This is a genomic window from Streptomyces soli (assembly GCF_003999195.1).
Classification (GTDB): Bacteria; Actinomycetota; Actinomycetes; order Streptomycetales; family Streptomycetaceae; genus Actinacidiphila; species Actinacidiphila soli.
The window spans coordinates 1-13281 of sequence record NZ_RJVR01000327.1; the positions used below are offsets into that span (position 1 = coordinate 1).

Genomic DNA, 13281 nt, shown 5'->3' on the forward strand with positions numbered 1-13281 from the left:
CTCCTCACCGCCGGCCTCCGTGCCCCCTCCGGCGACGGCGACGTCCACATCTGGCCCTACGACCCCGGCCACACCATGATCGAACTGCGCGGGCGAGAAGGCATCGCCCTCATCGACCTCGTCACGGCCGACCTCCACACCTTCCTCTCCCGCGCCTACGAAGCCGTCCCCGCCGGCCAGGAGGTCCACCACCTCGACGTCGACGCCGCGCTCGCCGCACTGCTGGATCGGTGAAGCACCGTCAAGACTGCGATCTGCCGGTTCCGTATCAGCGAGGTGCTGTCAGTAATCACTGCATAAATTTATATGTCTATAAATCATGTTATCTTCGGACGATGTTCTCTGACCTCGTGCTGTCGACCGATCGGCTCGACCGCATGACCGACGCGAACGACGCGCCACCGGCTGTCCGCAACCCACCTCGAAGGAGGGAGGGCCGTGGTGAGCAGCCCTGAGTCGGTGCCCGACGCGGTGCAGGGGTCGGTGGGGCCGGCCGGCGCGGCGATAGCCGTGCTCGACGCGGAAGGGGCGGTGGTCGGGTGGTCGCAGGCCGCCGAGCGGCTGGTCGGCTACTCGGCTGCGGAGGTGGTGGGCCGACCGGCCGCGGTCATGCTGCTCTTTGCCGGGGACGTGGCGGGGGCGTCGGCGTTCGCGGAGCGGTGCCGTGCCCGGGGTGGCTGGTCAGGTCTTGCGGCGCTGCGCCACCGCGACGGCCGCAGGCTCGATGTCAGCCTGCGGGTCTCCCGCTTGTCGGGCCAGGACGGCAGGGCTCATTGGCTGATCTCGGCGACCGACATGGCCGCGGTCCCCTCGTGGGCGGCGAACGGACTGGTGCTGGAGTCGCTGCTCACCCAGGCACCGATCGGGATCATTGTCCGCGACCTGGACCTGCGCTGCACCTGGGTGAACGACACCCTGGAGCGGCAGGACGGCATCCCCCGTGAACAGCGGCTGGGGCGCCGGCTGACGGAGACACTGCCGGGCGTCGCCGAGGCCGAAGCGGCCGAGAGGGTGATGCGGCAGGTTCTGAACAGCGGCACCCCGGCGATCGACCTCGAGTTCCGGGCATGGCTGCCGGCGGGCCGGCGCAGGGAAAGTGCGTTCTCGGTCTCCTCCTTCCGCCTCGAGGACGCGGACGGCCACCCGCTGGGCGTGTGCAGCATGTGGGTGGACATCACCGGCAGAGAGCGGGCGCGTGAGCGCCTGGCGATCCTGAGTGAGGCCAGCACGCGGATCGGCAGCACCCTGGACGTCATGCGGACCGGGCAGGAGCTGGCCGACCTCGCGGTGCCGCTCCTGGCCGACTTCGTCGCCGTCGACCTGGCGGAGTCGGTCCCGCTCGGCGAGGAGCCCCTGGCCCGGCTGGGGCCGATGGGCGAGCGCATCCCGGTCTTCCGCCGCGCGGGCCTGGCATCGATCCACCCCGGGGCCCCGGAGGCCGTGTGCGCACGGGGGGAGGCGGTCTTCGTCCCGCCGGCCTCGCCCTACGCCCGTGTCCTGTTCTCCGGGAAGTCCTACCTGGAACCGGTCCTGGACACCTCCCCCGGCACATGGCTCGATCAGGACCCGGCACGGGCGCAGAAGTTCCACGCGACCGGGATCCACTCATGGATGATCGTGCCGATCCACGCGCGCGGCACGGTGCTGGGCGTGGCGGTCTTCGTCCGCACCGAGGACCCGGTGCCTTTCGAGCAGGACGATCTGGTCCTCGCGGAGGAACTCGTCTCCCGGGCCGCGCTGTCTCTGGACAACGCCAACCGGTACACGCGCGAGCGCACCGCGGCCCTTGCCCTGCAGCGCAACCTGCTCCCACAGCGCCTGTCGGGTGGGTCCGCGGTCGAGGTGGCCTCGCGCTACCTGCCGGCCGACATCCACCGCGGCGTCGGGGGTGACTGGTTCGACGTGATTCCGCTGTCCGGGGCACGGGTGGCCCTGGTCGTCGGCGACGTGGTCGGGCACGGCATCAACGCCGCGGCGACCATGGGCAGGCTCCGCACCGCCGTGCGCACCCTCGCGGACATGGACCTGCCCCCCGACGAACTGCTGGCCCACCTGGACGACCTGATCATCCGCCTCATCGAGGAGGACACCGACGCGAAGGGCCTTGCCACCGCGGTGGTGGGTGCCACCTGCCTGTACGCCGTCTACGACCCGGTCACCCGGCGCTGCACGATGGCACGGGCCGGCCATCCCCCGCCCGCGATCATCGACCCGCACGGCCAGGTCACCTTCCCCGACCTGCCCGCCGGAACCCCGCTCGGCCTCGGGCTGGCCCCCTTCGCCTTCCAGGCTGTCGAGCTGGAACTACCCGAGGGAAGCGTGCTCGCCTTCTACACCGACGGCCTGGTCGAGACCCGCGACCAGGACATCGACGCCGGGATGCACTGCCTGGCCACCGTCCTGGCCCACCCGCGCCTCCCGCTGGAAGACCTCGGCTCGACTGTGGTCGACACGCTGCCGACCCGGGCGCCGTCCGATGACGTCACCCTGCTCCTCGCCCGCACCCGCACCCTCAGCCCGGACCAGGTGGTCTCCTGGGACCTGCCCAGCGACCCGGCCGTCGTCAGCACCGCCCGGTCCCTGGCCATCCGCCAACTCACCAAGTGGGGACTTGAGGACCTGGCCACCACCACCGAGCTGATCGTCAGCGAACTGGTCACCAACGCCGTCCGCCACGGCACCGGCCCCGTCCGTCTGCGCCTGATCCGGCACCAGGTCCTGACCTGCGAAGTCTCCGACACCAGCAACAGCCTCCCCCGCCTGCGCCACGCCCGGACCACCGACGAGGGCGGCCGCGGCCTCTTCCTCGTCGCCCAGCTGTCCCACCGACGAGGCACCCGCTACACACCGGACGGCAAAACCGTATGGGCCGAACAGGAACTCACACCCCCGGTACAGCAGTGAAGTACAACAACCCCCATGACCGCTGCAGGTGGAGGTGGAGGTGGAGGTGGCGACGCCCATCTGCCACGGCCTGGAAGAGGTGGCAGGTCATCTGCTGCGATTGCGCCATGCGGCGGGACTCGCCGCCGAGAAGTCGGGCTGCCGTATCGCCGCTTGTGGAACAGCTCCGCTGACGTGCGTCGCTCCCGTGCCGGTGACTGACACGCCGCGATACCGGGCCCTGCACGCGGCAGCCCCGCGCTGGGTCGAGGAACATCTGATCAACGGAATGCACGTGCACGTCGGCGTGCCCGACCGCACTGCTGGGCTCGCCGCCATGAACCGGCTGCGGTGCTGGCTCCCGGTACTCATCGGCATGTCAGCGAACTCGCCCTTCTGGCGAGGTGCGCACGGTACCGGGGCGCCGTCGGCGTACTCGGACATCCCGAGCGGCACCCACGGGTCGGGCGGATCGAGCCAGGTCACGGTGCTCGCATCCACCCGCTCCGCGACCCGGGCCAGGCTGCGCTCGTCGTACGCCGCCTCCCGGAAGGAGCCCAGCGTCACCCCCGCCGTCTGTACCCCGTCCAGCCCCTTGCCGCAGACGTCGCCGACCAGAGCCCGTACTCCGTGCGGGGTCACCCGGCCCTGGCTGTGTAGATGCCTGCCCCATGCCCCCAGAGCGAGGAGTGGATCGCAAAGGGTTGGCGGGACCTCGTACAGCACGCCTGACCCGACGCGACTCTAGCCGAGCGCGCGGTCGAGATCGAAGGCCGCACTGATCAGGGCCAGGTGAGTGAAGGCCTGTGGGAAGTTCCCGCACTGCTCCCCGGTGTGGCCGATCTCCTCGGCGTACAGGCCGAGGTGGTTGGCATACGTGAGCATCTTCTCGAACGCGAGTCGGGCCTCGTCCAGGCGGCCGGCGCGGGTCAGCGCCTCGACGTACCAGAACGAGCAGATCGAGAACGTGCCCTCCTCGCCCCGCAATCCGTCCGGGCTGGCCTGCGGGTCATAGCGGTAGACCAGCGAGTCGGACACCAGGTCCTCGCCCAGCGCGTCCAGCGTGGCGAGCCACTTCGGGTCGGTGGGCGAGATGAACTTCGCCAGCGGCATCATCAGCAAGGACGCGTCGAGGACGTTGCTGTCCTCGTGCTGGACGAAGGCGTGCCGCTCGGCGGACCAGCCATTGCGCATGATCCGGCGGTAGATCGCGTCCCGGGACCGCCCCCAGCGCACGACGTCGGCGGGCAGCCCGCGATGCTGGGCCAACCGCATGGCCCGTTCGATCGCCACCCAGCACATCAGTCGCGAGTAGAGGAAGTTCTTGCGCCCGCCGCGGGTCTCCCAGACCCCCTCGTCGGGCTGGTCCCAGTGGTCACACACCCAGTCCACCAGCTCGCTGATGCTGTCCCAGTGCGCACTGGAGATGGGCTGCCCCCACTTGTCGTAGAGGTAGAGGGAGTCGACGAGCGCCCCGTAGATATCCAGCTGCAGTTGGCTGACGGCGTCATTGCCGACGCGTACGGGGGCCGAGCCCCGGTAGCCCTCGAGATGGGGCAGCTCACGTTCGGGCAACTCACGGCGTCCGTCGATGCCGTACATGATCTGCAGCGGGCCGGTGGGGCCGGGCGCCTTGGTTGCGTCAAGTTGTACACGCTCGGAAAGGAAGCCCATGAAGGCTTCGGCCTCATCGGTGAACCCGAGTCTGAGCAGCGCATAGACACAGAACGCGGCGTCACGGATCCAGACGTAGCGGTAGTCCCAGTTGCGCTCGCCGCCGATCTGTTCGGGCAGGCTGGTGGTCGGCGCGGCGATGATGGCGCCGGTCGGGGCGTAGGTGAGCAGCTTCAGGGTGAGGGCGGAGCGGTGCACCATCTCCCGCCAGCGACCGCGGTAGCGCGACCGGGACAGCCATCGCCGCCAGAAGCGCACGGTGGCGTTGAACTGCTGCTCCGCCTCGGACAGCGGGCAGAAACGCGGTGCCACGTCGCCGCCGACCTGGTCCAGGGCGAAGACGGCGGACTCGCTCTCGTGCAGCTTGAATAGCGACCACACGTCCGGGCCGGCAACCTCAATCGGCACACTCGACGTCAGCGCGAGGGAGAGCGAGGGCGACTCGAAGACCGCCTGGCCGTGCTGCAGGTGCTGCCCGTGCACCGTATGCGGCTGCGCCCCGTACTCGAAGCGGGGGGCCACCCGGGCGCGGAACGGCAGCGATCCGCGAACGCACACCACGCGCCGGATCAGCCGATGTCGGTCGGCCTCGCGCGAGTCGCCGACAATCGGCATGAAGTCCTGAATCTCGCCGACGCCGTCGTCCGCGAAGAAGCGGGTGATCAGCACATTGGTGTCGGGGAAGTAGAACTGCTTTGTGCGGGTCGGGACATCCGCGGCAAGCTCGAAGCACCCACCCCGTTCGGCGTCCAGGATTGAGGCGAAGACGCTGGGTGCGTCGAAGCGCGGGCAGCAGTACCAGTCGATGGTGCCGTTGGTGCCCACCAGCGCCGCGCTGCGCAGATCGCCGATCAGGCCGTGCTCGGCGACCGGCAGATAGCGGGGCGTGTCGGCGCCGCCGAATGCGCCGAAAGCGCTGAACGCCCCAGCGGTCACTTTGGTCTCAATGGTCACACCGGACCTCCCTGCGCCGACCCCACTCTTCAGACTAACCAGTCGTCGACGTGCAGGCCTCTGGGAGTGGGCGCGACGCGTAGCCTGCCCGGTGACCAGAGGGCGGGTACTCCGCGACCGACCGCGCCGCTCATTCGAGTCCTGGTGGTGGGCGCACCGCGCGCCCCGCACCCGGCTGCCCGAGAGTCAGTCATCTGATCGTTGGTGCCGTGGAAGGGTGCCTGCCCGAAGGACCGGAGGCACCGCCAGGGCCGGTTCGCCACGCGGGCCCAAGACCGAAGAGGGTCAGCGGGCGGTGAGCACCATGCGGAAGCGGGCGGCGCCGGAGAGCATCTTCCGGTACGCCTCATCGGCCCGGTCCAGCGGCATGATCTCGGTCATCGGGCGGATCCCGTGCAGCGCGCTGAACGCCATGGTGTCCTGCACGTCCTGCGCGGTGCCGGACGGGTGGCCGCGCACCATCCTGCCTTGCAGGAGAATCTGGAGCGGGCTGATTTCCATCGGCTCGGGGGTCGCACCGACGACCACCAGCTCGCCACGGTGGGACAGCCCGTCGACGGTCGCCGTGATGGCGTCGGAGTTGGCGGCGGTGGCCAGAACCACCTTGGCGCCGCCGAGGGACTGCAGCGCGTCTGCGACGGAGGTGTCCGCCGTGCTGTCAATGTAGTGGTGAGCGCCGAGCTGCTTGGCGAAGTCGGCCTTGGCGGCTCCGCGGGCGATGGCCACGGTCTCGAAGCCCATCGCGGCCGCGTACTTCACTGCCAGGTGGCCGAGGCCGCCGATGCCGAGTACGGCGACCAGGTCGCCCGGCCGTGCGGAGCTGCGCCGCAGCCCGTTGTACGTGGTCACCCCCGCACAGCCCAAGGGCCCCGCATCCGTCGCCGCCAGCCCGTCGGGGATCCGCGCCAGGGCGTCCACCGGGGCGATCACCGTCTCCGCGAAACCGCCGTCGTACGTCCATCCGGGGACCTTCAGGTTCACACACACGATGAAGTCGCCCTGTCGGCAGGGCGTGCAGTGGCCACAACTTCCGCCGAACCAGCCCACTCCCACCCGGTCGCCCACCCGCCAACCGTGGCTTTGCGTTCCCTCGCCGAGCTCGTCGATGCGCCCAGCGATCTCATGCCCAGGGACCAGCGGAAACCGGACGCCCGGGAACACGGCATCGACGAATCCGACGTCGCTGTGGCAGATCCCGCAGGCCTCTACGGCAATCCGTACATGGCCGGGGCCAGGCTTGCGTTCTTCACGCTCGACGATCTCGAACGGCCCGCCGGCGGCGGCTACTTGCGCGGCTCGATACGTACTCATCTCGACCTCTCCCGGGCGCTGATAGGAACGGTCTCCGGAACCATCAGAACATTTCCGGCCCTGTCGCGCGCGTCGGCCAGCCAGGCGACCCCGGAATCAGACGTCGGTTCGGTGGTGAGGGGCTGGGACAGGGCGGCCTTGACCTGCCTGGTGTCCTCGTCGGCGGGGACTTCGACCCAGCCGTTGGCCAGGGCTTGCATGGTCTGCTCGGCCACGCTGGCCGCGCTGATCTTCGGTGCGCCCGTCCAGGCACTGAGGTCCGTATTCACAAAAACGGCGTGCATCGGCCGGACGCCGCCAGCTCGCCGAGGCGCAGGGCTTCGGTGTCGGCGAGCTGCCGCAGGAGCGCCACGGCGGCACGGTCCAGTGAGAGGCCGGCCAGCGCCATGAAGCGGTCGTGCTGCCGGACCCGGTTGGACAGATACGTGATGCGGGTGAGCGCTCGTAAACGTCGAGCGGGGATTCCAGCCGCCCCCGCCGGTGGCGGCCTACCGCTCGCTCAGGACGATGCCATCGGGATCCAGAGGGTGAACGTCGCTCCCTTGCCCGGTCCCGGTGATGACGCGGTGACGTCTCCGCCGTGGGCGCGGGCGATGCCCCGGGCGATGGTGAGGCCGATGCCGCTGCCGCCGGCCGGGGCGGGCCGCCCCGGATGCTCAAGGCGCTCGAACCGGCTGAAGATGCGGTTCAGGTCGTTATCGGCGAGGCCGACGCCGTCGTCCGTGACGCGGACGATGATGCGGGGTGACGGCTCGGGCTCGCTGTGGACGGAGATGGTTACGTGCCCGTCCTGATCACACGCGATCAGCGCGTTGCCGAGCAGGTTCACCAGGACCTGGGTGACCCGGTCGGGGTCGCAGAAGGTGATGATCGGGGTGTCCGCCGCGATGGTGAGGGCCACCCGCAGGTCGTCGTACTGGGGGCGCAGCCGCTCTGCGGTGGCCCGGGCCAGCTCGGCGATGTCGGCGGGTTTCCGGTGGAGGGCGAAGGCTCCCTCCTCGATCCGGGACAGGCTGGAGAGGTCGGCGGCCAGTCGCCGCAGCCGGTCCAGATCGTCGGCGAGGGAGGCGAACATGGCATCGTCCGGCGTGAAGATGCCGTCGGCCATGCCCTCGATCTGGCCGCGCAGGATGGTGATGGGGGTCTTCATCTCATGGGCGATCTCGGAGACCAGCCGGGCGCGGCGGCGCTCGGTGTCGGCGAGTGCCGCCGCCAGGGTGTTCACGTCCTCGACCAGCGCGGCAAGGCCCGGCTCGCTGGGCAGGTCGAGGACGTCGTCGTAACGCCCTTCGGCGAGCCGGTGGGTTGCCGTACGTACGGTGTCCAGCGGGCGCAGCAGGAACCGGGACAGGGCGACGGCGGCGAGGACGGCCGCGGCAGCCCCGATCCAGAAGCCGATCACGTCGGGGTCGACGCGGCGGTGTCCTGGGCCGTTGATCAGCTCTTTGGTCGCCGACATCGACCCCCAGGCGACGAGCAGGACCATGACATGGGAGAGCACCAGACGGTTGCGCAGCGACATGCGGGCGCGGAACCGACGCAGCCGGGGGCGTCGGCTGCCGGGGGCAGCAGGGCCGAAGGGCCGCATAGGGTGTGTCCTTCCTACCGCTACGGCCTGTACTGCGGATCCGGGTCGGGGACGCTCTGGACGGGACGGCCGACGAAACGGTAGCCGACGGTGCGGACGGTGCCCACGAACCGGGGCGCGCTGGCGTCGTCGCGCAGCGCGCGGCGCAGCGTACGGATGTGCACGTCCACGACTCGTTCGTCACCGAAGAAGTCCTCGCCCCACACCTGGGTCAGCAGTCCGCGCCGGGTGAAGACCCGTCCAGGGGCGCTAGCCATGGCGATCAGCAGGTCGAAGTCGAGGGCGGACAGGTCCGCCGGATTGCCGTCGACCAGGACCGTCCGCGCGCCCGGATCGATGGTCAGGCCGGCGAAGCCCAGCGTGCCGTCGTCCTCGCTCGCTCCCGGTGCGCTGTCGGTGCGCCGCAGGATGGCCCGTACGCGCAGCGCCAGCTCGCGCGGGCTGAACGGTTTGGTGACGTAGTCGTCACTGCCGGTGGTGAAGCCGATGAGCCGGTCCACCTCCTCGTCCCTGGCGGTGAGCATGATCACGGGGACCTGGCTGGACTGCCGGATCCGGCGCAGTACCTGAAAACCGTCGAGCCCCGGCAGCATCACGTCCAGCACCACCAGGTCCGGCCGGTCGCGGGTGACTGCCTGCAGGCCGGACGGTCCGTCCGGGGCCTCGAGGACCTGGAAGCCGTCCGCCTCGAGGTAGCCGCGTACGGTCATCCGGATCTTGGGCTCGTCGTCAACGACCAGAACGCGCTGCGTACTCATCGTGCTCGCCTTCGGTCAGAGTCGTGGCGCGTGGGCTGGCGGCGGCGGCCGCAGGGCGTCCGGCGGCCTGGAGGTACAGGTCCTCGAATGTGGACAGCGTACGGCGGATGTCGTGCTCGGCGACGATCTTCCGGCTGGCCTGTCCCATCCGCCGGCGGGCGGAGGGGGCGTCGAGGAGGGTGGTGAGGAAGGTGGCGAGGGCGCGGACGTCGCCCGGCGGGAAGAGGTAGCCGTTGCGGCCCGGGTGGACCAGGTGCGGCAGTGCCATCGCGTCGGCCGCGACGACGGGCTTGCCGGCCGCCATGGCCTCCATAGTGGCCAGGCTCTGCAGTTCGGCGGTGCCGGGCATGCAGAAGACGTCGCAGCGGGCGTAGGCGGCCAGCACCTCCTGGTCGGCGGCCAGGCCGTGGAAGGTGACGCGGTCCTGGATGCCGAGGTCGCGTGCCAGTGCCTCCAGGGCGGGGCGGCAGGAGCCGTCACCGACGATCTCGGCCCGGACGGGTCGTTGCTCGGCCAGCAGTGCCAGGGCGCGCAGGAGTTCGTGGACGTTCTTCTCCTTGTCGAGGCGGCCCACGAACAGCACGCGTGGTTCCGTGTCGCCGCCGTCCGCGGTGGGCTGGGAGAAGCGGTCCAGGTCCAGGCCGCACGACACCGGACGGGCCGGGACGTCCAGGCCGTTTTCGTGCAGCAGCCGCACTGCCCTGGGGGTGGGCGCGGTGACGGCGTGGGCGCGGCGGAAGACGCGTACGAGGTCGCGCCAGGCGAACCGGCAGGCCGCGTCGGCGACCCGGGCGGGAAGCCGGGTGAAGCCGAGGAGGTTCTCCGGCATGAAGTGGTTGGTGGCCACCACGGGTATCCGGCGCCGGTGCGCGGCGGCGGCCAGCGTCCGGCAGACGGAGAAGTGGGACTGGATGTGCACCACGTCGGGGGTGATCCGCTCCAGCAGCCGGGCCGCGGGCCGGGCGGTCTGCCAGGGCAGGCTGACGCGGAAGGTGGGGTGGAACGGGGTGCGGTGGGAAGGCAGCCGGTGCACGGTGATCCCCCTCTCCACGGTGGTACCCGGACCGGCCTCCGTCGCGGGGCAGATGATGTGGACCTCGTGTCCCCGGCCGCGGAGTCCCTCGGCGAGCCGCTGGGCGAAGTTCGCCGCCCCGTTGACGTCCGGCGGGTAGGTGTCGGCGCCGATGACGACGCGTTGCGGTTGGTCCGGGGGACCTTGCATGGCGTACTCCTGCGGTGGTGAGGGCCGGCTGTCGGGCGGAAGGCCCGGGGTGAGGTGGGGGAAGGGGGTGGTACGGGTGATGTGGAGCACGCCCGAGAAGGCGAGTCCCCAGCAGGCCAGTCCAGCGGCGGCGGTGACCGGCGAGAGCCCCGGGGCCTCGCCGAGCAGACCGATCCCGATCACGACGGCGGTGAACGGGTCGGCCAGGGTCAGACAGGCGACCGTGACCTCCGGCGGTCCCGCTGCCTGGGCGCTCTGGACGAGCAGGAAACCGGCGAGCACCGTGAGCGCCAGAGCGGCGAGCGTGCCGCACAGCACAAGGCTGACGCCGGACGACGTGAACTCCTCCCCCGCCGCCCGCACCAGTACCGACATGCAGCCGTACGCGCTTCCCGCGCCGATGGCCAGGGCCAGGCACCGTCCCGGGCCAGGCAGCAACCTGGCGACCACGACGCAGCAGACCAGGGCCGACAGGACCAGCAGCCCGGCCCACAGCTGGGCCGACGCCGTGACGGAGGTGGCCACGGTGACGTGTGCGGCGAGCGCCGCGAACCCTCCGGCGCCGACGACCACCGCCAGCAGAGCGATCCCGGTGCCCGGGCCGAGGGGGGCGCGGCGGGCCCACAGCCCCCACAGCACACTCATCACGACGGCGCTCACGCCCAGCGGCTGCACGACTGTCACGGGCGCCAGCTGCAGGGCGACGAAGTGCAACGCCCCACCCGAGACCTGCAGCACCAGCCCCGCCACCCAGCGCGGTCGCCGGGCGAGCGCCGCCAGTGTGGCGGGCTTCCCCGGCACCGGGCCGGCGGACGCCGTGTGCGTGGCCTGGTGCTGGAGCCGTGCGCCCACCGTGTAACAGAAAGCGTCGAACAGGGCCAGGGCGATGGCGAGTACGGTCATCACCGGCTCCGGCCACCGCGCAGCGCGTCGGCCATCGCGAACAGCAACGCGACCTCAAGCCCGAGCGTCACCCGCTCCGCCAGCCCGAGCAGCCCGGCGGCCCGTACGGCCGCAGGAGACACCGGCCGCGTCACGCTGACGTGCGTACCGAGGAAGAGTAGCGCGGCCGCCGAACTCGCCCAGGACAGGCGGCGTATCCGTCGCGCCCGCGCGCTCACCGGAAGGTGGCGGCGCAGCCGGCCGGCCAGCAGGAGACCGGCGACGGGCAGCGCGGCCACCGAAGCCCCCGCCGCATGGCGGTGCACCAGTCCGCTCACGGACGGGACGCCGCCCGCCGGGTCGGTGGGAAAGAGCGCACAGAGCGACAGCCCGGCGCACCCCACCCCCAACGCGGTCGGCGCGATCGTCCCGACGGGCAGCCGGCTGTGCAGCAGACCGGCGAGCACCACCGCAGACCCTGCTGCGGCGGATCCGACACAGGCCGTGAACAGCTTCGCGGCACCGTCGTGCAGTGCGTAGTCGCTGAGCGTCTGCGCGACCGGATCCACCTGCTCGGCCCACCCCAGGTGAAGCATCGCGGCCAGAGCGACCGAACCGGCGAGGGCGGTCCGGGCCGCCGACGTGAGCTGCTCCGTATCAGGGTGACCAGCAGCGGTCGGCGGTGAGAGAAAAGGGTGCATGCCTGCCACACAACGGGTGCTGGATAAGGCGCCTACCACTCGTCGTGTGAAGCTTCCATGAAGCGGATCTCCTCCCCGCGCGAGCCGGTCGCCGGAAACCCGCGCGCCCACCAGCTCCCCCGACGGGGCTGGTGGGTGCGGCAGGATTGGTCAGGCACGCCGGACGGCTGGAAGGTGAGCGCCGTCGACGCCCTCTGAACGGCGGCGCGCTGAACAGCCGCAACACCGCGTCGAGGGTCTTCTGCCGGCGGCCCGCCTTCGCACTGCGGACCCGTTGACTGCTATGCGTCGACCCTGGCCTGCGCGTTTCGCTTCGCGCCTGAGTCCAGTTCTTGAGCGCCACCTCCGGCTCCGGGCCTAATTCACACGACATGGCGCAACGGATCTGGAACGCTTCCGGGCCGGGACGCGAACGACCTGGGCGCGGGCGGACGGAGTATGGGATCGATGAGTTTCAAGCTTGAGGGGCCGGTCCTCGAAGGCGCGCTCGTGCGTCTGGAGCCACTGGATCACCGTCATGCGGCGGATCTGGCCGTGGCGGCGGAAGAGGACCGCAGCTCGTACCGATTCACCTGGGTGCCCAGGGCGGCGGAGGTCGAGCAGTACATCGATGCGCAGCTCGCCCGGGCCGCGACCGGGAAGCTCGCCCCGTACGCGCAGGTGGCGAAGTCGTCGGGGCGAGCAGTCGGGGCTACGGCCTACTGGGAGCCACGGTCGTGGCTGGCGGAAGACGATTTGAGCGCGATCGAGATCGGTTTCACCTGGCTTGCACACTCGGCTCAGGGCACGGGAGTGAACGTCGAGTCCAAGCTCCTCCTCTTCCGCCATGCGTTTGAAAGCTGGGGCGTGGCCCGAGTCGATCTGAAGACGGACGCACGCAACAGCCGCTCCCGGGCCGCGATCGAGGGGGTGGGTGCTCGGTTCGAAGGTGTGCTACGAAACTGGTCCCGGTCATGGGCGCCGGGCGAGGACGGCCGGCTCCGCGACTCCGCGATTTTCTCGATCACCGCTACGGAGTGGCCGGACTGTCGGTCTCGGCTGGAGAAGCGGTTGGCCGGTGGCCAGGTCGGGGCACAGCGGCGGGCGCTACGCGACCGGCGGCTGTTCGGCGATCCGGACGGCGCCTGACGGACAGAGGTTGCCGGCTTCGCGGGCGGCGGGCTGGTCGGCAGCTTCGGGGTCGGGCTCGAGGACGGTGACGAGGCCGTCGTCGTCCTGGTCGAAGGTGCCGGGGGCGGTCAGGGCGCACAGGCCGGCGCCGACGCATACGTCCCGGTCGGCGGTGACGTGCATGGACACTTCCACTCC

Annotated in this window: 13 protein-coding genes and 2 pseudogenes; 5 read left to right on the plus strand and 10 right to left on the minus strand. The window is 70.7% G+C overall.

Translation table 11 applies throughout. The features are described 5' to 3' along the window. The 3 genes and pseudogenes from EFK10_RS38385 to EFK10_RS51335 form a co-directional block, all read left to right on the plus strand. Window positions 1-234: SsgA family sporulation/cell division regulator (locus tag EFK10_RS38385; protein ID WP_127360286.1), on the plus strand; the 234-nt coding region annotated here is incomplete at its 5' end. 207 nt (window positions 235-441) lie between these two features. Next, complete coding sequence (locus tag EFK10_RS38390; protein WP_127360287.1) at window positions 442-2904, plus strand: SpoIIE family protein phosphatase; 2463 nt, start codon at window positions 442-444, stop codon at window positions 2902-2904. Between the two features lie 79 nt (window positions 2905-2983). Further along, window positions 2984-3232 (plus strand): annotated as a pseudogene (locus tag EFK10_RS51335) (glutamate-cysteine ligase family protein); the annotation flags it as partial. Window positions 3233-3432: 200 nt separating this feature from the next. Here EFK10_RS51335 and EFK10_RS53595 read toward each other — a convergent pair. The 9 genes and pseudogenes from EFK10_RS53595 to EFK10_RS38430 all read right to left on the minus strand — a co-directional run. Then, window positions 3433-3609: pseudogene (locus tag EFK10_RS53595) on the minus strand (PP2C family protein-serine/threonine phosphatase); the annotation flags it as partial. An 18-nt stretch (window positions 3610-3627) separates the two neighbouring features. Then, window positions 3628-5493, minus strand: coding sequence for a glycoside hydrolase family 15 protein (locus tag EFK10_RS38400; RefSeq protein WP_240677740.1), 1866 nt, complete (start codon window positions 5491-5493; stop codon window positions 3628-3630). A gap of 303 nt (window positions 5494-5796) precedes the next feature. Next, window positions 5797-6822 (minus strand): alcohol dehydrogenase, encoded by a 1026-nt coding sequence (locus tag EFK10_RS38405; protein WP_127360289.1) that lies wholly within the window; start codon window positions 6820-6822, stop codon window positions 5797-5799. Beyond that, complete coding sequence (locus EFK10_RS51345) at window positions 6819-7091, minus strand: Rossmann-fold NAD(P)-binding domain-containing protein (protein ID WP_240677728.1); 273 nt, start codon at window positions 7089-7091, stop codon at window positions 6819-6821. Before EFK10_RS51345 ends, EFK10_RS38405 begins: the two co-directional genes overlap by 4 nt. Then, window positions 7088-7210: a hypothetical protein gene (locus tag EFK10_RS52375; RefSeq protein WP_265737592.1), complete on the minus strand. Its 123-nt coding sequence runs from the start codon at window positions 7208-7210 to the stop codon at window positions 7088-7090. Before EFK10_RS52375 ends, EFK10_RS51345 begins: the two co-directional genes overlap by 4 nt. 111 nt (window positions 7211-7321) lie before the next feature. After that, on the minus strand, window positions 7322-8410 hold the full coding sequence (locus EFK10_RS38415) for a sensor histidine kinase (protein ID WP_240677729.1): 1089 nt from the start codon (window positions 8408-8410) through the stop codon (window positions 7322-7324). Between the two features lie 20 nt (window positions 8411-8430). Further along, window positions 8431-9168: a response regulator transcription factor gene (locus EFK10_RS38420; RefSeq protein ID WP_127360290.1), complete on the minus strand. Its 738-nt coding sequence runs from the start codon at window positions 9166-9168 to the stop codon at window positions 8431-8433. Beyond that, complete coding sequence (locus EFK10_RS38425) at window positions 9140-11293, minus strand: glycosyltransferase (protein ID WP_127360291.1); 2154 nt, start codon at window positions 11291-11293, stop codon at window positions 9140-9142. The genes EFK10_RS38420 and EFK10_RS38425 overlap by 29 nt, the downstream gene beginning before the upstream one ends. Next, a complete protein-coding gene (locus EFK10_RS38430; RefSeq protein WP_127360292.1) occupies window positions 11293-11973 on the minus strand; it encodes a DUF998 domain-containing protein in 681 nt (226 codons plus the stop codon). Before EFK10_RS38430 ends, EFK10_RS38425 begins: the two co-directional genes overlap by 1 nt. 57 nt (window positions 11974-12030) lie before the next feature. Between EFK10_RS38430 and EFK10_RS48105 the strand changes: the two genes are divergently transcribed. Continuing rightward, a complete protein-coding gene (locus EFK10_RS48105) occupies window positions 12031-12171 on the plus strand; it encodes a hypothetical protein (RefSeq protein WP_164836317.1) in 141 nt (46 codons plus the stop codon). 249 nt (window positions 12172-12420) lie between these two features. Further along, the gene (locus EFK10_RS38435) at window positions 12421-13101 is read left to right on the plus strand and encodes a GNAT family N-acetyltransferase (protein ID WP_127360293.1); all 681 of its coding nucleotides are present in this window, start codon (window positions 12421-12423) and stop codon (window positions 13099-13101) included. Here EFK10_RS38435 and EFK10_RS38440 read toward each other — a convergent pair. Further along, complete coding sequence (locus tag EFK10_RS38440; protein WP_127360355.1) at window positions 13060-13266, minus strand: ferredoxin; 207 nt, start codon at window positions 13264-13266, stop codon at window positions 13060-13062. The two genes, EFK10_RS38435 and EFK10_RS38440, sit on opposite strands and share 42 nt — an antisense overlap. Between the last annotated feature and the right edge of the window lie 15 nt (window positions 13267-13281).